Origin of the sequence: Kribbella sp. NPDC051137, from assembly GCF_040682535.1 — a bacterium.
Lineage (GTDB): Bacteria > Actinomycetota > Actinomycetes > Propionibacteriales > Kribbellaceae > Kribbella > Kribbella karoonensis.
The window spans coordinates 831,144-850,641 of record NZ_JBFBBI010000003.1 but is presented as its reverse complement, the minus strand read 5'-3'; the positions used below and the strand labels follow the sequence as shown (position 1 = coordinate 850,641).

At 70.4% G+C, this 19,498-nt stretch carries 22 protein-coding genes; 9 read left to right on the top strand and 13 right to left on the bottom strand.

What is annotated here, in order from left to right; all coding sequences use genetic code 11:
- Positions 1–25: 25 nt before the first annotated feature.
- Both AB0M51_RS19250 and AB0M51_RS19245 read right to left on the bottom strand, forming a co-directional pair.
- Positions 26–1,453 (bottom strand): aminopeptidase P family protein, encoded by a 1,428-nt coding sequence (locus AB0M51_RS19250; RefSeq protein WP_344197273.1) that lies wholly within the window; start codon positions 1,451–1,453, stop codon positions 26–28.
- A 42-nt stretch (positions 1,454–1,495) separates the two neighbouring features.
- Positions 1,496–2,230 carry a GntR family transcriptional regulator gene (locus AB0M51_RS19245; RefSeq protein ID WP_344197271.1) on the bottom strand — a complete coding sequence of 245 codons (735 nt, stop codon included), beginning with the start codon at positions 2,228–2,230 and terminating at the stop codon, positions 1,496–1,498.
- 79 nt (positions 2,231–2,309) lie between these two features.
- Here AB0M51_RS19245 and AB0M51_RS19240 point away from each other — a divergent pair, with 79 nt between their 5' ends.
- From AB0M51_RS19240 to AB0M51_RS19230, 3 genes are read left to right on the top strand one after another with little or no spacing between them, the layout of a single operon-like run.
- On the top strand, positions 2,310–3,062 hold the full coding sequence (locus AB0M51_RS19240; protein WP_363749701.1) for a 5-oxoprolinase subunit PxpA: 753 nt from the start codon (positions 2,310–2,312) through the stop codon (positions 3,060–3,062).
- A complete protein-coding gene (locus AB0M51_RS19235; protein WP_344197267.1) occupies positions 3,062–3,667 on the top strand; it encodes an allophanate hydrolase subunit 1 in 606 nt (201 codons plus the stop codon). The genes AB0M51_RS19240 and AB0M51_RS19235 overlap by 1 nt, the downstream gene beginning before the upstream one ends.
- Positions 3,664–4,500 (top strand): biotin-dependent carboxyltransferase family protein, encoded by an 837-nt coding sequence (locus tag AB0M51_RS19230; RefSeq protein ID WP_344197265.1) that lies wholly within the window; start codon positions 3,664–3,666, stop codon positions 4,498–4,500. The genes AB0M51_RS19235 and AB0M51_RS19230 overlap by 4 nt, the downstream gene beginning before the upstream one ends.
- Here AB0M51_RS19230 and AB0M51_RS19225 read toward each other — a convergent pair.
- The gene (locus AB0M51_RS19225; protein WP_344197263.1) at positions 4,497–4,985 is read right to left on the bottom strand and encodes a VOC family protein; all 489 of its coding nucleotides are present in this window, start codon (positions 4,983–4,985) and stop codon (positions 4,497–4,499) included. The genes AB0M51_RS19230 and AB0M51_RS19225 overlap by 4 nt on opposite strands.
- 29 nt (positions 4,986–5,014) lie before the next feature.
- The gene (locus tag AB0M51_RS19220; RefSeq protein WP_344197261.1) at positions 5,015–6,004 is read right to left on the bottom strand and encodes a helix-turn-helix domain-containing protein; all 990 of its coding nucleotides are present in this window, start codon (positions 6,002–6,004) and stop codon (positions 5,015–5,017) included.
- Positions 6,005–6,060: 56 nt separating this feature from the next.
- Between AB0M51_RS19220 and AB0M51_RS19215 the strand changes: the two genes are divergently transcribed.
- Both AB0M51_RS19215 and AB0M51_RS19210 read left to right on the top strand, forming a co-directional pair.
- Positions 6,061–6,693, top strand: coding sequence for an HD domain-containing protein (locus AB0M51_RS19215; RefSeq protein WP_344197259.1), 633 nt, complete (start codon positions 6,061–6,063; stop codon positions 6,691–6,693).
- A 43-nt stretch (positions 6,694–6,736) separates the two neighbouring features.
- Positions 6,737–7,084, top strand: coding sequence for a UBP-type zinc finger domain-containing protein (locus AB0M51_RS19210; RefSeq protein ID WP_344197257.1), 348 nt, complete (start codon positions 6,737–6,739; stop codon positions 7,082–7,084).
- A gap of 7 nt (positions 7,085–7,091) precedes the next feature.
- Here AB0M51_RS19210 and AB0M51_RS19205 read toward each other — a convergent pair whose 3' ends face one another.
- From AB0M51_RS19205 to AB0M51_RS19180, 6 genes are all read right to left on the bottom strand, one after another.
- A complete protein-coding gene (locus AB0M51_RS19205) occupies positions 7,092–8,093 on the bottom strand; it encodes a proline racemase family protein (RefSeq protein ID WP_344197255.1) in 1,002 nt (333 codons plus the stop codon).
- Positions 8,090–8,992: a dihydrodipicolinate synthase family protein gene (locus AB0M51_RS19200; protein WP_344197253.1), complete on the bottom strand. Its 903-nt coding sequence runs from the start codon at positions 8,990–8,992 to the stop codon at positions 8,090–8,092. The genes AB0M51_RS19205 and AB0M51_RS19200 overlap by 4 nt, the downstream gene beginning before the upstream one ends.
- Positions 8,989–10,830, bottom strand: coding sequence for a 2Fe-2S iron-sulfur cluster-binding protein (locus tag AB0M51_RS19195; RefSeq protein ID WP_344197251.1), 1,842 nt, complete (start codon positions 10,828–10,830; stop codon positions 8,989–8,991). Before AB0M51_RS19195 ends, AB0M51_RS19200 begins: the two co-directional genes overlap by 4 nt.
- Positions 10,827–11,987, bottom strand: a complete 1,161-nt coding sequence (locus tag AB0M51_RS19190) for an FAD-dependent oxidoreductase (RefSeq protein ID WP_344197249.1) — start codon at positions 11,985–11,987, stop codon at positions 10,827–10,829. Before AB0M51_RS19190 ends, AB0M51_RS19195 begins: the two co-directional genes overlap by 4 nt.
- 110 nt (positions 11,988–12,097) lie before the next feature.
- Positions 12,098–12,682, bottom strand: a complete 585-nt coding sequence (locus AB0M51_RS19185; protein WP_344197913.1) for an XRE family transcriptional regulator — start codon at positions 12,680–12,682, stop codon at positions 12,098–12,100.
- A 28-nt stretch (positions 12,683–12,710) separates the two neighbouring features.
- Positions 12,711–13,763: an SDR family oxidoreductase gene (locus AB0M51_RS19180; protein ID WP_344197247.1), complete on the bottom strand. Its 1,053-nt coding sequence runs from the start codon at positions 13,761–13,763 to the stop codon at positions 12,711–12,713.
- 70 nt (positions 13,764–13,833) lie between these two features.
- On the opposite strand from AB0M51_RS19180, the gene AB0M51_RS19175 reads away from it, so the two are divergent.
- Positions 13,834–14,727 carry a LysR family transcriptional regulator gene (locus AB0M51_RS19175; RefSeq protein ID WP_344197245.1) on the top strand — a complete coding sequence of 298 codons (894 nt, stop codon included), beginning with the start codon at positions 13,834–13,836 and terminating at the stop codon, positions 14,725–14,727.
- Positions 14,720–15,652, top strand: coding sequence for a cation diffusion facilitator family transporter (locus AB0M51_RS19170; protein WP_344197243.1), 933 nt, complete (start codon positions 14,720–14,722; stop codon positions 15,650–15,652). Before AB0M51_RS19175 ends, AB0M51_RS19170 begins: the two co-directional genes overlap by 8 nt.
- On the opposite strand, the gene AB0M51_RS19165 is transcribed toward AB0M51_RS19170, so the two are convergent.
- Both AB0M51_RS19165 and AB0M51_RS19160 read right to left on the bottom strand, forming a co-directional pair.
- Positions 15,637–15,828 (bottom strand): DUF3099 domain-containing protein, encoded by a 192-nt coding sequence (locus AB0M51_RS19165; RefSeq protein WP_344197241.1) that lies wholly within the window; start codon positions 15,826–15,828, stop codon positions 15,637–15,639. The genes AB0M51_RS19170 and AB0M51_RS19165 overlap by 16 nt on opposite strands.
- A 1-nt stretch (position 15,829) precedes the next feature.
- A complete protein-coding gene (locus AB0M51_RS19160) occupies positions 15,830–16,279 on the bottom strand; it encodes a MarR family transcriptional regulator (RefSeq protein ID WP_344197239.1) in 450 nt (149 codons plus the stop codon).
- A gap of 125 nt (positions 16,280–16,404) precedes the next feature.
- On the opposite strand from AB0M51_RS19160, the gene AB0M51_RS19155 reads away from it, so the two are divergent.
- The gene (locus AB0M51_RS19155; RefSeq protein ID WP_344197237.1) at positions 16,405–17,583 is read left to right on the top strand and encodes an MFS transporter; all 1,179 of its coding nucleotides are present in this window, start codon (positions 16,405–16,407) and stop codon (positions 17,581–17,583) included.
- Between the two features lie 5 nt (positions 17,584–17,588).
- Here AB0M51_RS19155 and AB0M51_RS19150 read toward each other — a convergent pair whose 3' ends face one another.
- Entirely contained in the window at positions 17,589–18,683 is a 1,095-nt protein-coding gene (locus tag AB0M51_RS19150) for a hypothetical protein (protein ID WP_344197235.1), read from the bottom strand.
- A 105-nt stretch (positions 18,684–18,788) separates the two neighbouring features.
- Between AB0M51_RS19150 and AB0M51_RS19145 the strand changes: the two genes are divergently transcribed.
- Positions 18,789–19,490: a TetR/AcrR family transcriptional regulator gene (locus tag AB0M51_RS19145; RefSeq protein ID WP_344197233.1), complete on the top strand. Its 702-nt coding sequence runs from the start codon at positions 18,789–18,791 to the stop codon at positions 19,488–19,490.
- Positions 19,491–19,498: the final 8 nt, after the last annotated feature.

The following is a 19,498-nucleotide window of genomic DNA, read 5'->3' as shown; positions in this document are numbered from 1 at the left end:
TACTGTTCGTGATCGGTAATCTTGATTACTTCCCGAGATGCGAGCGGGTCCACTGCTCCAGCCCGTCGGTGGTGATCGGCAGGTCCTCGGTGAGGATCTCCAGCCGGTCCTCGTGCACCACCACGTTGTCCTCGATCCGGATCCCGATCCCGCGCAGCTCGGGCGGCACGGTCTCGTCGTTCGGGTGGAAGTACAGGCCCGGCTCGACCGCGAGCGCCATCCCCGCCTCGATGGTGCCGGCGAAGTAGGCCTCCGGCCGGGACGCGTCGCAGTCGTGGACGTCGAGGCCGATGTAGTGGCCGGTGCCGCAGACGATGTACCGGCGGTGCTGCTGGCCGTCCGGGCCGAGCAGCTCGTCCATCGAGACGTCCAGCAGGCCCCAGTCCCGCAGGCCCTCGGCCAGCACCCGCAACGCCTCGTGCTGGAAGGCGCGGTACGGCGCCCCGACCTTGACCGCCTCCAGCGAGGCGAGCTGCGCCTTGTGCACCAGGTCGTGCACCTGCCGCTGTGCCGCCGTGTACTCGCCGGTGGCCGGGAACGTCCGGGTCACGTCGGCGGTGTAGAGCGTGCGGGTCTCGACGCCGGCGTCGAGCAGAATCACGTCGCCCTCGTTCACCGGGCCGTCGTTGCGGACCCAGTGCAGCACCGGCGCGTGGTTGCCAGCGGCAACGATCGACGCGTAGCCGACGCCGTTGCCCGCGGTCCGCGCGCGCCGGTCGAAGGTGCCCTGCAGCCAGCGCTCACCGCCGCCGCGGATCGCCTCCGGCAGCTCGCTCGCGACGTCGCCGAACGCCAGCACGCTGGCCGCGACCGCCTCGCGGAGCTGGTCGAGCTCCCAGTCGTCCTTGATCCGGCGCAGCTCGGCGATGCTCTGCCGCAGCGCGTTGCCGTCGGTGGGCGACGTCCGGACCAGGGCGTCCAGCATCGGCTCCACTCCGGGCACCGACAGCATGAACGGTACGGCGCCGCGCACCGCGGCGGGCAGCTCGTCGAGCGGGCGGCAGGCGATCTGCAGCGCGTCCGACCAGTCCTTCAGGCCCGGCACCGGCCCGATCCACAGCTCACCGTCGCGCGCGTTCGCGAAGAAGTCCGCCTCGTCCGGGCCTGCGGTCTCGCGCAGGTACAGCGTCGCGTCGCCGTCGCCGGAGATGACCAGGACCGCGCCCTCGGCCTGGCAGCCGGTCAGCCAGACGAAGTCGCTGTCCGCGCGGAACTGGTAGTCGGTGTCGTTCGACCGGACCGGGGCCCGGCCCGCGCCGAGCGCGATCCGGCGGCCCGGCAGTGCCGCGGCGAGCTTCCGCCGGTGCTCCGCGGCCGCCTCCGCGAGCCCCTCCGGCACCGCCACCGACCGGTCGACCGGCCCCCAGCCGCGGGAGATGAAGTCCCGGAATCCCTTGGCGTCGATCGGGCGGTAGGACTTCGGCGTCTGGTCGGTCCGGGCGTCATCGGTCATGACCTGTACTCCCCTTTGCTGCTGACGGTTTGACTCATCAACTCAGGTGGCGGCCGGGGTTTGCAAGCCCTTATCCCGGAAGGCGGCCAGGATGCCGTGCTCGGAGTCGAGGAGGTACTGGTGCAGGTCCTCGGCGGCCTCGTCGTACTTGCGGGCCTCGAGCAGTTCGAGCAGGCCGCGGTTCCGCTCGATGTACGGCTCGTGCAGCTCGCGCGGCGCCGCGATCACGTGGAACAGCAGCCGCAGTTCGGCGAGCAGCCGGCCGGTCATCGCGTCCATCCGCGAGCTGTCGGCCAGGCCGATCAGGTGCTCGTGGAAGCGCATGTTCGCCGTACCCACGGCCGGCCAGCGGTCCGCCCGGGCGGCGGCCTCGGCCACCTCGACGTCGTCGTGCAGCGGCTCCAGGCGGCTCGCGGGCAGCTCCGGGTCGCGCCCGGACAGCCCGCGGACAACGTCCACCTCGAGGACGCGGCGCAGCCGGTAGAGGTCGATCACGTCCTGCTCGCCGAGCTCCGGGACGAACACGCCGCGGTGCAGCTTGTAGACCAGCAGGCCTTCGTGGGTGAGCAGCCGGAAGGCCTCGCGGAGCGTGTTCCGGCTGACCTCCAGGACCTCGGTCAGCTCGACCTCGGACAGCTGCGCGCCGGGCGGCAGCGCACCCTCGGTGATGCTGCGCCGCAGGATGTCGGCAGCACGCTCCGCCGAGCTGCTCCGGTCCAGCCGCGCGACGTCGGCGGCGACGGTCCGCAGCCAGGCCTGGCGGCCGGTCTCAGTCATCTCTGCATCATCCCAGGTGGGCGGAAAAAGTGGAACAAGGCTCTTGCAGGATTGTTCAACAATCCCTACGCTCGGGCTCATGGACCTCAACGCGGACATGGGCGAGGGCTTCGGTTGCTGGTCGATGGGTGACGACTCGGCGCTGCTCGAGGTCGTGACCAGCGCGAACGTGGCCTGTGGGTTCCACGCCGGGGACCCGTCGATCATGCGCCGGGTGACGGCCGAGGCGGTCGAGCGCGGCGTCGCCATCGGCGCCCACGTCGGATACGCCGACAAGGCCGGCTTCGGACGGCGCCACGTGGACGTCGCCCCGGACGTGCTGCGCGACGAGGTGCTGTACCAGATCGGCGCCCTGGATGCCTTCGCACGGATCGCGGGCGGCCAGGTCCGGTACGTGAAGCCGCACGGGGCGCTCTACAACACGATCGGCCACCACATGGAGCAGGCCACCGCCGTGGTGACCGCGGTCGCCGAGTACGACCGGACGCTCCCGGTCCTCGGCCTGCCCGGCTCCGCGTGGCTTCGGCTGGCCGCCGAGGCCGGCCTGAGCGTCGTGCACGAGGCGTTCGCGGACCGTGCGTACACACCGTCCGGCACGTTGGTTCCGCGGCGCGAGGCCGGCTCCGTGCTGCACGACGCGGACGAGATCGCGACCCGGTGCACGGCGATGGCGACCGGGCGGGCGATCCGCGACCACTCCGGCGGCTCGTTCGTCGTCGAAGCGGCGTCGATCTGCGTCCACGGCGACACTCCGGGGGCTGTCGAGATCGCGCGGCGCGTGCGCGGCGCGCTGGAGGGAGCGGGCGTGCCGGTGCGCCCGTTCACGGGCTGATGCGGATTCTCCCTTCGGGTCAGCAGGCCGTGCTGGTGGAGCTGGACGACCTCGACGAGGTCCTCGGGTACTACGCCGCACTGACCGCCGATCCGCCGGCCGGCGTCGTCGACATCGTCCCGGCCGCGCGGACGATCCTGGTCACCACGAGCGGCAGTACGACCGCCTTGTCGCACGCTCTCCGGCGCCTCACCCCCGCCCGGGACCGCCGGACCGCCGGGGACCTGATCGGCATCCCGGTCGTGTACGACGGCGAGGACCTGGGCAACGTCGCCGAGTTGCTCGGCTGCACCCCGGAGGACGTCGTCGCCCGCCACACCGCCGAGGAGTGGACCGTCGCCTTCTCCGGCTTCGCCCCGGGGTTCGGCTACCTGACCGCGGCCGGGGAGTGGAACATCCCGCGCCGGCCGTCGCCCCGGACGAAGGTCCCGGCCGGGGCTGTCGCGCTGGGCGGCGAGTTCAGCGGCGTCTACCCGCGCGAGTCCCCCGGCGGATGGCAGTTGATCGGCCGGACGGTGGTGCGGATCTTCGACTCGTCCCGCGAGCCCGCCGCCCTGCTGCACCCCGGCCGCCGGGTCCGGTTCGTCGACGCAGGTCGTGGATGAGCAGCCTGACCGTTCTGACAACGGGGCCGTTGGCAACGATCCAGGACCTCGGACGGGCCGGCCAGGCCGCGCTCGGGGTGCCGGCGTCGGGCGCCTGCGACCGGGCCTCCTACGCGTTGGCGAACCGGCTGGTCGGCAACCACGACGGTGCGGCCGCTCTGGAGGTGACCTACGGCGGTCTCGCCCTGCACGCGGACGGCGATGTCGTCGTCGCCATCACCGGCGCCCCGTGCACCGGCGTACCACTGAATGCTCCCGCTGTGCTGAGGTCGGGGCAGGTTCTGCGTTTCGGGCCGCCCACCAGCGGTCTCCGCACGTACGTCGCGGTCCGCGGCGGCATCGACGTCCCACCCGTCCTGGGCTCCCGCTCCACCGATCTGCTCTCCGGCCTCGGCCCTTCGCCTTTGGTGGCTGGGCAGACGCTGCCGGTCGGCTCGTCGGAGAACCCGATGCCCGGGGTGGACCTGGCCCCGGTCGCCCACCCGGCCGCCGGTGAGGTGGTGCTGCGCGTGACGCCCGGTCCACGACGGGACTGGTTCACCGATGCCGGCTGGGAATCCCTTCTCACCCAGGTCTACAGCGTGAGCACCAACAGCAACCGCGTCGGCGTACGCCTCGACGGCGTGCCGCTGGAACGCGCCCGCACCGGCGAACTGGCCAGCGAGGGCATGACCCACGGCGCCGTCCAGATCCCCCCGTCCGGGACCCCGGTCATCTTCCTCGCCGACCACCCGGTGACCGGCGGCTACCCGGTCATCGCGTACGTCGCCGCCGCCGACCTGGACGCCTGCGCCCAACTCCGCCCGGGCCAACCGGTACGACTTGCCGGTTAGCCTCCCATTGCGGCGGCGAAGGTCTCTTGGGCCTTCCGCATCAGCGCGGCCTCGGCCGGGTCCGCGAACAAGGCCGGAAGGTTGCCCGGGTCAACATCCTCGACGTGCGTCTGGAGCCACCAGATGTTGCCGGTCGGGTCCTGCACCCGGCCGCCGCGGTCGCCGGTGATCCCGGAGTACATCAGCTCGGTGACGACCGTCGCGCCGGCCTCGATCGCCCGCCGGTACGTCCGCTCGACGTCGTCGACGTACACGCTGAGGAACGCGGGCGTGTTCGGCCACTCGGGCGCCGCGTCGAAGGTCATCAGCACCGACTCGCCGACGGTGATCTCCGCGTGCCCGACGGTCCCGTCCTCGTTCAGGAACCGCCCCGACGCCTGCACCTCGAACGTCCGCTCCACGAAGTCCAGGAACTTGTCCGCGCCCTTGACGACGACGTACGGAGTGATGGTCGACTTACCGCCCGGGATCTGCTGTGTTGTCATGCGTTGAGCTTCGCGGAGGTAGCGGCCAGCTAGTGTCCTGTTCGTACGCCGGATCTGAATCGGCGCAGGTACTCCGTGGGCGTGGTGCCGAGATGGCGGGCGAACGCGCGGCGGAGGGTTTCGTCGCTGCCCAGGCCGCTGAGGCGTGCGGCCGCGGTGATGTTGTGGCCGTCGAGCAGGAGTTGCTGCGCGCGATCGAGCCGTACGCGTTCGACCCAGCGGGCCGGGGACGTGTCGAACTCGGTCTGGAACAAGCGGGTCAAGTGACGCGGACTGACCGCAGCCGCGGCCGCGAGGTTCGGCAGCGTGTGGTCGGCGGCCGGGTCGGCGATGACCGCGTCGGTGATCGCCCGCAATTGGTCTGTCCGCGGCGGCGGGGTCGCCATCGCGGTCGAGAACTGCGACTGGCCGCCCGGGCGCTGCATGAACACCACCAGCTCACGGGCCACCGCCCGGGCCAGGTCGGCGCCGTGGTCCGACTCCACCAGCGCGAGTGTGAGGTCTATGCCGGCGCTGATCCCGGCCGAGGTCACGTACCGCCCGTCGGCGAGGTGCAGCGCATCCGGCTCGACGCGCACCCGCGGATACTTCCGCGCCAACGCTGCCGCATGCCGCCAGTGCGTGGTCGCCCGTCGTCCGTCCAGCATTCCGAGCTCGGCCAGCACGAACGCCCCGCTGCAGACGGAGGCGACCCGGTCGGCGTCCTGGACCAGCGTCGCGGTCACCTCCAGCACGTCCTCGGGCACGCGATCCACCAGGTGATCCGCGCCCGCGACCACCACGGTGTCCACCACACCGGCTCCCGCCGTCGTGATGACACCCGCCAACGAGACGCCCGACGCGCTCCGTACCTCTCCACTCCGCGCGGACACCAGCACCACCTCGTACCGCGGAGTCCCGCGGTTCGCCTGATGCAGGACCTCGAGCGGTCCGGTGACGTCCAGCAGCGTCACCCCGTCGTACACGACGAACGCGACCCGGCGTGTCCGAATATGTGGTTCGGCTGGCGAGAAGGACATGGCGGCAGTCTACCCACGCCCGCGAATCTGGAGCTCCACCCACGAAAGGACGCACCATGACCGAGGAGATCGCCGGCATCCGGATCCCGGACAGCACACTCGCCCGCGAGGCGACCGAACTCGTCCGCAGCGCCGCCACCCCGCTCCTCTTCGACCACTCCCGCCGCGTGTTCCTGTTCGGCTCCCTCCGCGGCCGCGACCTCAGCTACGACCCGGAACTCCTGTACGTCGGCGCGATGTTCCACGACCTCGGCCTGACCGAGCAGTACCGCCGTACGGACCAGCGCTTCGAGATCGACGGCGCCGACGAGGCCCGCCGTTTCCTCAACGCCCACGGCATCTCCGGTGACCCGGCCGACCGGGTGTGGACGGCGATCGCGTTGCACACCACCCCGGAGATCCCGCTCCACCTGTCCGCCGAGATCGCCCTCGTCACCCGCGGCGTCGAACTGGACGTGCTCGGCATCGGGTACGACGCGATCACCGACGCCGAACGGTCCGCCGTGACCGCGGCGCATCCCCGGCCGGACTTCAAGCCCCGCATCCTGGAGGCGTTCACGACCGGTATCCAGGACCGCCCCGCGACCACCTTCGGCAACGTGAAGGCCGACGTCCTCGAACACTTCGTCCCCGGATTCCGGCGTACGGACTTCGTCGACGTCATCAAGAACTCGGCGTGGCCCGAGTAGCCGTTCCTTGTCCAGGGGGCGGGGAGCGGACAGGATGTGCGGTATGACTTCTGGAACGCCGGGTATCGACAGCACCGTCCCGCCGAGTGGCACCGGCTGCGTCGAGTGCCTGGACGCCGGCGGCTGGTGGTTCCACCTGCGGCGCTGCGCCCAGTGCGGTCACATCGGCTGCTGCGACTCGTCCCCCGCCCAGCACGCCTCCGCCCACGCCGCCGAGTCCGGCCACCCGATCGTCCGCAGCTTCGAACCCGGCGAGGACTGGTTCTGGCACTACGGCGAGTCCCAGTACTACGACGGCCCCGACCTCGCCCCGCCGGCCTCCCGCCCCGAGACCCAACCGGTCCCCGGCGGCAACGTCCCCGACGACTGGCAGTCCAAACTCCACCGCTGACCCCGCGCTACAACACGAAGCCTGTGGGGAACGGGTCGTCGGGGTCGAGCAGGTAGTTCGCGGTGCCGGTGATCCAGGCTCGGCCGGTCACGGTGGGGATGACGGCCGGGTGCGGGCCGACCGTGGTTTCCTCGATCAGGCGGCCGGTGAAGCGGGTGCCGATGAAGGACTCGTTGACGAAGTCCGCGTCGAGGGCAAGCTCGCCGCGGGCGTGGAGTTGCGCCATCCGGGCGGACGTACCCGTGCCGCACGGTGACCGGTCGAACCAGCCGGGGTGGATCGCCATCGCGTTGCGGGAGTCCGCGCCGTCCTCGCCCGGCGCGGTGAACTGGACGTGTTTGCACCCGTTGATCCCGGGATCGAGCGGATGCACCGGGCGGTCGGCGGCGTTGATCGCGTCCATGATGTCCAGGCCCGCCTGCAGGATCCGGTCCTTCTCGGCGCGGTCGAACGGGATGCCGAGTTGCTCCAGCGGCAGGATCGCGTAGAAGTTCCCGCCGTACGCCAGGTCGTACGTGACCTTCCCCAGTCCGGCCACGTCGACCGAGGCGTCCAGCGCGTGCGAGTACGACGCGACGTTCCGCAGCGTCACGTGCTCCGCCCGGCCGTTGCTCACGGCAACGTCAACGACGACGAGACCGGCGGGCGTGTCCAGCCGGACCTGTGTGACCGGCTCGGTGACCGTGACCATACCGGACTCGACCAGCACGGTCGCGACGCCGATCGTGCCGTGACCGCACATCGGCAGCAGGCCGGAGACCTCGATGTACAGCACACCCCAGTCCGCATCGGAGCGGGTCGGCGGCTGCAGGATCGCTCCGCTCATCGCGGCGTGACCACGCGGCTCGTTCATCAGGAACAACCGCAGGTCGTCCAGGTGCTTGATGAAGTACTCGCGCTTCTCGGCCATCGTCGCACCCGGTACGACGCCGACCCCGCCGGTCACGACGCGGGTCGGCATGCCCTCGGTGTGCGAGTCGATCGCACTGATCGTCCGGACGGACCTCATGCCAGCGACTCCACTGCTTTCTTCATGTCCTGCTCCAGCTGCGCGACGTGCTCGGGCACCAACGGCCCGCGCGGGGGCCGGCACGGTCCGCCGAACCGTCCGACGTAGTCCATGCCGTACTTGATCGCCTGCACGAACTCGGTCCGCGAGTCCCACCGGAACGCGGCGACCAGCGGCTCGTACAGCGCGCGTGCCTCCTCCAGCTTGCCTTCGAGGGCAAGGTCGTACAACCGGACCGATTCCTTCGGGAAGACGTTCGGGAAACCGGCGAACCAGCCGGTCGCGCCCATCAGCAAGGCCTCCAGCGTGAGGTCGTCGGCGCCTGCGATCACGGCCAGATCCGGCGCCAGCTCGCGGATCTCCAGGATCCGCCGGACGTCACCGGAGAACTCCTTCACCGCGACGACGTTCTCGATCTGCGCGATCTCGGCGAGCAGGTCCGGCGTCAGGTCGACCTTGGTGTCCAGCGGGTTGTTGTAGACCATCACCGGCAGTCCGGCCTTCGCCACCTCGGTGAAGTGCGCGATCACCTCGCCGCGGTTCGCGCGGTACATCGTCGGGGGCAGGCACAGTACGCCGTGCGCACCGTCCTCGGCGGCCTTCTCCGCCCACGCCCGCGCCTGGTGCGAACCGACACCGTGCACACCGACGACCACGATGCCGTCGTCTCCGACCGCCTCGATCGCGGTCTTCGCGACGGCGCGACGCTCGTCGTCGGTGAGCGACGAGTACTCGCCGAGGGATCCGTTCGGCCCAACGCCGCGGCAGCCGTTGTCCACCAGCCAGCGGCAGTGCTCGGCGTACTTGTCCAGGTCCGGCCGCAGCCCGGCCGGCGCCGACGCGTCCTCGGCGTACGGCAGGGCGGTCGCGACGATCACGCCGTCCAGCTTCTCGGTCATTGTTCCTCCATCGTTTCTGCTGACTCGGCTGTTCCTGCCGGCTCGGCTGTTACTGCCGGCTGGGCGACCTCGGCGGCGGCCAGATCCCGCAGCCGTACCGGTACGGCGATCGGTCGTTTCATGCTCGGCTTCGGTAGGTCGCCCGGGCCGGCGAGCAGTGCGGCGACGGTGCGCGAGCACACCCGCCCCTGGCACAGACCGAGCCCGGCGCGACTACTGAGCTTCATCGCGCGGCCGTCCTGCAGGCCGCGATCGTCCGCGGCGGCCTCGAGCTCGCCGCGGGTCACCTCCTCGCACCGGCAGACGAGCGTTTCCGCCGTACTCCAGGTCTTCCAACCGTCGCGGACCGGATACGCCTTGGCGAGTGCGGCCGCGAACCGGCGGCCCTTGGCGACGGCCGGATCCAGGGTGGTGCGTAGCGGCGGTTGAGCTGCGGACCGTGCGTGGCGGGCGGCCGCGGCACCGGCGACAGCACCTTCCGCGGCGGAGAGCGCGGCACCGCCGATGCCGGTGAGCTCTCCGGCGGCGAAGTGCCCGGCGGTGGTCGTCTGCTGGTTGGCGTCCACGGAGACGGCCGGGCCGCCGTCGGGGCCGGTGCCCAGGGCGCAGCGGGCGGACACCGCCAGCTCCAGGTTGGCGGTGAAGCCGAAGCCGAGGCAGATCGCGTCGACGTCGACCTGGCGTTCGGTCCCGCGCAGCGGGCGCCAGTTCTCGTCCAGGCGGGCGATCGTGGCGGCCTCGACGTGGTCGGAACCGTGCGCGGCGAGCACCGTCCAGCCGTGCCGGAGCGGGACCCGGTGCCGGGCGAGCAACGCGCCGTACCCGGCCGCTTCCCTGAGTTTGCTCGGGGCAACTAATACGTCGGTGGACCAGCCGGCGCGGACGGTCTTCAGCGTGTTGGCTTCGAGGAGTGCGAGCACCTGCGCACCGACACCGAGCAGAGACTCGGCCACCGGCAGCAGGAACGGGCCGGTGCCCGCGACGAGCACCCGGTGGCCGACGGCGATGCGCTGCCCCTTGGCGAGGGCTTGGGCGGCGCCCGCGGTGTAGACGCCCGGGAGATCCCAACCAGGGAACGGAAGCACACGATCGTAGGCACCGGTCGCGAGCACGACGGCCTTCGCGTCGATGGCGAACGGCTGCCGGCCGGGTGCGTCTGCCGGGCCGGTCTGAGCCCAGAGGCGGAGTCCTTCCAGAGCCCAGATCGAGGTCTCCGGCAGGTACGCGATCCGCGGATGGCCGAGGAGCCGGTCCCGCTGCGCCGCGAACGCCTTCCACTCGTGCTGCAACCGATCCGGCCGCCGCGCGGCGAACTCCTCCGGCAACTGCCGGTTGTACTGTCCACCGACAGCCCGCCCGTTGTCGACCAGCAGCACCTCCGCCCCACCATCCGCAGCCGCAAGCGCAGCAGCAACCCCCGCCGGACCAGCCCCCACCACCACAACCTCCCGCACCCCAGCGCCCACTGGGTCCTGCGAGCCGGCGCCGGCACTCGTGGTGGTGCCAGGGGTGGTGGTGCCAGGGGTGGGTAGGAGGGTGAGTGGCTGGGTGGTGATGGTGTCGCCTGGGGTGATGGTGCGTTGGCAGGCTCGGGTGTCGGCGGTGTTGTTGAGGGTGACGAGACAGTCCTGGCAGGCGCCGATGCCGCAGAAGACCCCGCGTGGACGGTTGTGGATCCGGGTGGTCCGCCAGGTGTCGTGGCCGTTCGCCATCAGTACGGCGGCCACGGTCTGACCGGCCTGCGCCGTCACCGGCTGACCGTCGACGGTGACCTCGAACGTGGGCGGCGTACCGACCTCGGCCGGGTCCCCTGCGCGTGGGCGTTGATAGGCGGTCATGCCGCGACCACCGCCGGGCGGTCCACCCGGAACGGTGCCGGGTCGAGATGTGGAACGAGCCCGAGGAACTGCTCCGTGATCAACCGCCCGGTCGCCGGCGCCAGCCCGATGCCGGCGCCTTCGTGACCGGTCGCATGCCACAGACCGTGCACCCGCGGGTCCTCCCCGATCACCGGCAGATGATCCGGCGCGTACGGACGGAACCCGCCGTACGCGCGCATCACCTGCACGTCGCCCAGGAACGGGAACAGCCCCACGGCCTTCCGAGCCAGCTCCCGCAGCACCCGCACCCGGATCGTCTCGTCGAACCCGATGCGCTCCCGGCTGGAACCGATCAACACCGTCCCGGCCCGCGTCGACTCGACCACGGTCGACGTCTGCAACTCCGCGTCCCCGCTGCCGACCGCGCCGACATAGTCCGCGTCGTACACCTTGTGCCGCACGCACTCGGGCAGCGGCGCCGTCACGAGGATCATCCCGCGGCGCGGCAGCACCTCGATCCGCGCGCCGGCCGCCGCGCTGAACGCGCCCGACCACGGACCGCAGGCGTTCAGCACCGCGCCGCAGGCGATGTCGCCGTCCGACGTCTCGACGCCGACGACCCGGCCGCGCGACTGCCGGATCCCGAGCGCGGTGACCCCCGATCGCACCTCGCCGCCGCGCTCGCGGACCGCCGTCAGGAACGCGGTCGCCGCCAGCACCGGCTGCACCTGCGCGTCGTCCGGATAGTGCACCCCGATCGTCACCCGCGGGGTGAGCAGCGGCTCGAGCTCGAAGACCTCCGCGCGCGTGATCACGCGCGCGTCGACCCCGGCCTCGCGCTGCTTCGCGGCGAACGCGGTCAGCGGCTCAGGGTCGCCCGTCGCCACCACGACGCCGCCCTTCGCCTCCCACTCCACGTCCGCCACCCGCGCCGACAGCCGGTCGCGCACCACGTCCCACTCCGCACGCGACGCGACCGCCAGCTCGAGCTCCGGGCCCGGCTCCTTGTCCGAGACCAGCACGTTGCCCTCACCCGCCGACGTCGTCCCCGCGGCCGGCCCGTCGCGGTCGATCACCAGCACCCGCACACCGGCCGCCGACAGCGCCTCCGCGCACGCGGCCCCGACCATGCCCGCGCCGACCACCACCACGTCGGGTGTCGCGGACCGGTGCATGACGGCCTCCTCGGCTGTGCGTTCGCTAAAATGAACGATACCGAGATTACGCGCGGTCTCGACGACCGGTCAATGCACCCAACCGGACTTCTCCCGGACCTTTTCCGGAACTATCCCGGCAGATGCGGCCCGCCACCGGCCGCCGGGTACACGTCGGGCGGGTACTCGAGCAGCAGCACCGACCGCACCGGGCCGTCCACGGCCTCGTACGAATGCTCCCCGGCCGCCCGGAACGCGAGGTAGTCCCCCGGCCCGAGTTCCGCGTTCTGCCCATGGGTGTTGATGCGTAGGCATCCCGACAGTACGACGTGGTGCTCGGTGCCCGGATGCCCGTCCGAGTGCTGAACCGCGCCAGGGCGGATCTCCTGGTGGTAGATCTCGAACAGCCCGCCCGGGTGCTCCAGCCGCCGGAGCATCCGCAGGTCGATGGCGTCGCCGGACAGTACGTCGACGTCCGCGGACCGCACCAGGACCACGCCGGAGGCCGGCGACTCGGCCAGCAACGCCGACACCGGGATGCCGAGAGCGTTCGACAAACTGAACACTGTTTCGATCGTCGGGTTCCCCGCTCCGGACTCCAACTGGGACAGCGTGCCCTTCGCGATCCCGGACCGCCGGGCCAGCTCGGACAGCGAGATGCCCTGCTCGTCCCGCCGCGCCCGAAGGTTCGTCCCGAGCAGCTTTCCCGCACCCATCGCAGTCACAGCCCGGAGCATGCCACATTCACGGAATGACGCGCTGCCGCCGGAGGTCGGCGAAGATCCGGTAGAACATCTGCTCGGTGTCGACGTACTCGTGGAAGCCGGCCCGTCGCGACTTCGAGGCGTCCGCGAAGAAGTCGTAGTCCCACCCGAACACGAAGTCCGCGAACGGCCACGAGGACACCTCGGCGAACGACGTCGCGGCCAGGCCGTGCGTCGCCTGCAGCTGTTTCCAGGCCGGCTCCTTGTCCGCCATCGCGTCCTGCAACGACATCTGCAGCGGCGGCGCGACCTCCATCCCGAACCACGCGCCGAGCTTCGGCCACAACTCGCTCCACCGGAACAGATCGCCGTTCGTGATGTTGAACGCCTGGTTCGCCGCGGCCGGCGCGGTCGCCGCCCATACCGTTGCCTTGGCCAACAATCCGGCGTCGGTCAGCTCCAGCAGCGAGTGGTACGCCCCCGGCTTGCCCGGAAACCGCAGCGGTACGCCGAGTTCCTTCGAGAGCGAGGCGTAGACGGCGATCGCGACCGCGAGGTTCATCGGATTCCCGAGCGCCGAACCGCCAACCACGGAAGGCCGCAGCGCGGACCACGTCCAGGACTTCCCCTGCTGGCGCGCCGTCAGGAACTGCTGCTGGTCGACGTTGAACTCAGGCGGCAGATGCGGCGGATCGTCCTCCCGGGCAGGCGTCTTGAACGGGCCGAGGTGCGCGCCGTACACCTTGTACCCCTGCATCAGGCTGACGTGCCGCAACCCGTGCGCGACGGGCTCGATCGCGTCCACGACGTTGACCAGCATCGCCAGGTTCGGCGGCACGAGTTCTGCCCACGTCGGCCGGTCCTGGTAGGCGACGTAGAACACGTGCGTCACGTCGGACAGCCCCGCCAGCTTCTCGCGGGTGTCGTCCGGATCGAGCAGGTCCACCGCGACCTGCCGAACCCGTCCGGGTACGTCGGTGCCGCCGCGCCGCGACAGCCCGACCACCCGCCAGTCCGGCAGCGACGCCAGATGCTCGACCAGATTCGTCCCGATCACTCCCCGGGCTCCGACCACCAACGCAACGTTCTCCATACCGACAGCCTCGCTGAGCTGCGGAGATAAATCCAAGGCATAGTTTTCACCGAACCCATAAGCTCAGTTCATGACAACTCTGCGGCAGCTCGAGTACTTCGTCACTGTGATCGGCGAAGGGTCGTTCACCAAGGCCGCCGAGCTCCTGCACGTGACGCAGCCCGCGCTCTCCCACCAGATCCGCGCGCTCGAACGCTCCGCGGGCGGCCCGCTGCTCGAACGACTGCCGCGCAGCGTCCGTCTCACCCCGACCGGCCGCGCGATGCTCCCGCACGCCCGCGCGGCGCTGGCCGACGCGGAGCGAGCCCGATGCGCCGCCCGGCAGGCCGCGGGCCTCGAAGTCGGCGAGCTGCAGATCGCGACGCTCTACTCGATCACGCTCGGCGTGCTCCCCGCGGCGCTCCGCCGCTGGCGTCAGACTCGTCCGAACGTCGGCATCCGGCTCTTCGAGCACCGCCATACCGAGGAGCTCGTCGACGCGATGCACGCCGGCCAGGCCGACCTCGCGGTCGGACCCGAGCCCGCGAACTGGCCGGGCGTCACGCACGTACTCGGCACCGAGGAGCTGGTCGTCGTGGTCGCCGCCGACGACCCGGCCGCGACCGGGAGCACAGTCAAGCTGCAGGATCTCGCGGACCGTTCCTGGGTGCACTACGCGCCGGGACACGGACTCGCGGACGTCCTCGACAACGCTTGCGCACAAGCCGGGTTCGAACCACGCATCGCCGTACGCACAGAGCAGACAGCGGCAGCGCCCGCACTCGCCGCGGCCGGGCTGGGCCCCGCCTTGGTACCGGACAACATCCTCCCGAAGGACTTCGACGGCCACGTCCTCCGCACGGACCCACCCGTGCGCCGCACGCTCACGGCGTACACGCGCAGCACCCCTGACCCACTGGCCGCGGCTTTCATCGACGTCCTGTTTCGGTCCGGCGGGCTGCGGGCACGCGGAGGGGATGGCTGACGAAGAGTCGGACGGCACAGTCCTGCTGGCGGGTACAGCGAACCTGGCGATCGCCATCGCCAAGGTCGTCGCCGGCCTGCTGTCCGGATCGACCGCATTGCTCGCGGAGGCGGCACACTCGGTCGCGGACACGCTCAACCAGGTCTTCCTGCTGACCGCGCTGCACCGCAGCCGCAAGCCGGCCGACGCGCGGCATCCCTTCGGCTACGGGATGGAACGGTACTTCTGGGCGCTGCTCGCCGCCGTCGGCATCTTCGTACTCGGAGCCGGCTTCTCGATCACCGAAGGCCTGCGATCGATCTTCGCGCCCGAGCCGATCGCGGCACTCGCGGTGATCTACCCGGTGCTCGGGATCTCGTTCGTGTTCGAGGGATCGTCCTGGTGGCGCGCGGTTCTCCAGCTCCGGCGGGAAGCCCGCGCGGCCGGCGTACCGCTGCTGCAGCAGCTCCGGATCGCGGAGCCGGCGGTGAAGACCGTGGCCTTCGAGGACACCGCGGCGATGATCGGTCTGCTGCTCGCCGCCGTCGGCGTGACGCTCGCGGTCGTCACCGGCCAGCACGTCTGGGACGCCGCCGCCTCGATCGCGATCGGCGTACTGCTGATCGTCGTCGCGTTCGTCCTCGGCCGCGACAACAAGGCGATGCTGATCGGGCGTGCGCTACCGGCCGACGTCCAGCGCGACGTCCGCACGATCATCAGCGCCGAGCCCGGCATCGTCGACGTCCTCGAACTGCTCAGCCTGCAGCTCGCCCCGGACCAGGTGCTGGTCGTCGCGACCGTCGACCTGGTCGACTCCGGGACGACCGGCGCCGCGATCGAGCAACTCGCCGAGAAGATCGACGTCGAGGTACGCCGGAAGCACCCGAGCATCCGGCATCTGTACCTCGACCCGACGCCCGGGAATCCGGATCAGCGCTTGTCCTGACCCCAGTTCGCGACGATCACGGCGGCCGGCGGCAGCACCGCGGCGACCGCACTCATCGCGACGGCCGCCGGGATCGAGAACAGCCGGACGACGAACCAGGCCAGGATGATCAACGTGGCACAGCTGCCCATCAACAGGACGTACAGCTTGCGGTTGTCGTACTTGCGGGCGGCCACGTCACACCGTCAGCGGGAGCTTCCCCAGCGCACGCACCAGCGGGGACAGCTCAGGTAGCTCGGCGGCGTTCGACAGCGCAGACGTCAGTACGGCGTCATGTGTCGGCTGGGCCTGGTCGAGCAGCGCCCGACCGGCCTCGGTGACCTCCGTGTAGATACCGCGCCGGTCCGTCGGGCACAGGTACCGCTGCAGCAGCTTGCGGTCCTCCAGGCGGTTCACCAGGCGGGTAGTAGCGGACTGGCTGAGCACTACTGCGTTCGAGAGCTGGTTCATCCGCAGGTGATAGTCGTCCTGCCGCGCCAGCACGTCGAGCACGCTGTACTCGCTCACGGACAGGCCGTGCTCCTTCTGCAGCGCGCGCTCGAGCTCGTCCTCGATCCGGGCATGCAGCGCAGCCAGGGTTCGCCACCCCTGCGCCCGCGCCTCCGCGGCGTCATCCGGTAGTCCCACGACAACCTCCACTTGAACATCACGCTTGCATGCGCAATCATAGCGCTTATGCAATAGCCCGCGTGTGCAACTATCGCGCACGCCGGTAACAGTCGTAAGACTACATTCGAGGGAGACAAGAACCCATGCCCGCGGCCCTCCTCGCGCTCGCCATCGGCGCTTTCGGGATCGGCACCACCGAGTTCGTCATCATGGGGCTGCTCCCCGAGGTCGCCACCGACTTCGGCGTCAGCATCCCGTCCGCCGGACTGCTCATCTCCGGCTACGCGCTGGGCGTCGTGGTCGGCGCCCCGCTGCTCACCGCGATCGGCTCCAAGGTCTCCCGCAAGACCGTGCTGATCGCGCTGATGGGCGTCTTCATCGCGGGCAACCTGCTCTCCGCGGTCGCTCCGTCGTACGGCGTGCTGATGACCGGGCGGATCGTTGCGGCGCTTTCCCACGGAGCGTTCTTCGGTGTCGGATCGGTCGTGGCCGCTTCGCTGGTACCGAAGGCGAAGCAGGCGAGTGCGATCGCGCTGATGTTCACCGGGCTGACGATCGCCAACGTGCTCGGCGTACCGGGTGGGACCGCGCTCGGGCAGCAGTTCGGGTGGCGGTCGACGTTCTGGGCGGTCACCGCGCTCGGTGTGGTCGGCCTGCTGGGCATTGTGTTCCTGGTACCGCGGCAGGGCTCTGCTGAAGGCCCTGGTCTGAAGAGCGAGCTGGCGGTGTTCAAGAGCCTGCAGGTGTGGCTGGCGCTCGCTATGACTGCCCTGGGCTTCGCGGGTGTGTTCGCGTCGTTCACCTACATCGCGCCGATGATGACCGAGGTCGCAGGCTTTTCTGCGAGTGCGGTGACCTGGTTGCTGGTGCTGTTCGGCGGCGGTCTCGTTGTAGGCAACCTGCTCGGCGGTAAGGCCGCGGACCGGTCGCTCATGCCGAGCCTGTACCTGATCCTTACCGTGCTGGCCGGAGTACTGGTGGTGTTTGTCTTCACTGCACACGCCAAGGTCCCCTCTGCGATCACAATCGCGCTCTTCGGCGCAGCCGGCTTCGCCACGGTCGCCCCGCTCCAGAAACGCGTCATGGACAAGGCGCAAGGTGCTCCCGCGCTGGCGTCCGCGGCCAACATCGCCGCCTTCAACCTGGGCAACGCAGTAGGCGCATACCTCGGCGGCCTCACCATCGAGCGCGGCCTCGGCTACACAGCACCCAATTGGGTCGGCGCTGCGCTCGCCGTCGCCGGTCTGCTTGTCGCCCTCATCTCCGGCCTGCTGGACCGCACCAGCCACGGCCCCGCCCTAGTCCTTGAAGGAAGCCACTGATCACCCTAGGACGCCGCATACTGCCGTGACACCGCGTGGAACGACTTCTTCGGGAGCCAGTGGTACGGGGACGCCGGGTTCTGGTCTTCGTAGCGGAGGACCTTGCAGAGGCTGAAGGCGGCCATGTCCTCGTCGTGGGGACGGTCGTGTGGGCGGTGCGGTGCATCGGGTGAGATGAACGTGTACGGCGACGCACCCAGGAAGCCCTGCTCCGTGAAGACCTGCAGCATGTCGGTCAGGTGGTCCGCCTGCTCCTGTTCGTTGCGGACGTATTGCGGCGGGATGACCGGGACGTCGCCGCTGTAGTCGACGATGTCCCATCCCATCCCGCCCAGCTTCGCCGCGCCGGTGAACGTGCAGCAGCCGAACTCCAGGATCAGGATCGGCTTGCGCCACCGCCGGAACGGGGCCAGCTCCTTCGCGTGGCCGGCACGGTCCGGGTGGTACGAGTAGTAGTCCAGCCCGACGATGTCGAAGACCGACCAGTCCACCTGCTCGAGATCCGACGCCGCGCCGTACGTCACCCGCCCCCGGAAGTTGCTGCGGGCAACCTTCACCATGCGGGCCGTGAAGGCGCGGAACTTCCGTTGGAGCTCGGCCATGTCGTACCCGCCTCCGGAGAGGTACTCGACCCGCTCGAAGAAGCTCGCGCCCGGCACGATCCCCGGCGTGAACAGCATGAACTCGCACCCGACGACCAGGATCACCTCCCGGTCGTAGCGGTGGCGCAACTGCTCCGCCGCGACCGCGACCTGCCGAAGCTTCTCCAGCTCCGCCGGCTGCGGCTCGTCGAACGACCGCGGCTGGATCGACACCGTCAGCCCTTCCTCGAGCGCAGCGGTCGCGGTCTCGATCAGCCGGCGTACGTCGCTGCCGTAGATGCTGACCCAGTTCGCGTGCAGCCGGTGCCGAACAGCGTGGATCTCGCCGCGCATCAGGCTGTGCCGCCAGCGCGCACGGCTGTCGTCGGGACCGCCACCGGTGTCGTAAGCGACGCCCTTGAGCGTGAGCCGATAGGGCGCGGCGGTGGCTGGTGTCACCGTCGCCGCCGTAGCTGCGGCTGCCCCGAGAGCGAGGAACTGAGCGCGGTTGATCGTCATGTCTTCGAGTCTTCGCCGGTACGGCGCGCAGGTCGTCGTACGGAGGTCGCGGGCTGCCCGACTTTGGTTGTGAAACGGTGTTCTCGGTTGTGACACACTGTTTCAGTGCGTGAGGCAGATCGACGGACGGCGCTCGGATCGGTGTGGTTGCGGGACGAGCCCGAGCCGACGCGGAGCCGGCTGAGCCGGGAGGACATCGTCGCGGCGGCGATCCGGGTGCTGGACCGGGACGGGCTGGACACGTTCTCGATGCGGGTGATGGCGGCCGAGCTCGGCACCGCGGCGACGTCCGCGCTGTACTGGCGGATCGCGACCAAGGACGATCTACTCGAGTTGATCGTCGATACCGTGCTTGCCGACGCCTTCGTCGAGACCGAGGGCGACTGGCGCGAGCAGGTGACCGGCGTCCTGACGGCGGCGTACCGGGCCTTGTGGGAGCACCCGTGGGCCGCGCGACTCCTTCCGACCCACGCCGGGCTCGGGCCGAACTACCAGGCTCTCACCGACCGCGTACAAGGCATCTTGGCCGCGGCCGGCTTCAAAGGCACGCACTTGGACTCGGCGGTGTCCGCCGTCATCCACTACCTGATCGGCTCAGCCGTCGCGGACTCGGCGTGGCTCTCGGTGGTACGCCGCAGCGGTCTCAGCGAACTGCGCTGGGCGTCGAAGTCGGCGGACCGGATGGGTGTCGACGCCGGCCACTTGGCGGCGTACCTGAACCGCGAGAGCGCTGCCGGCCCGGAGGCTCGTTTCGCCTCCGGGCTCCGGGTGATCCTGGTCGGCCTCCGGCCGCGGCAGATCTTCTAGTGCCCGGG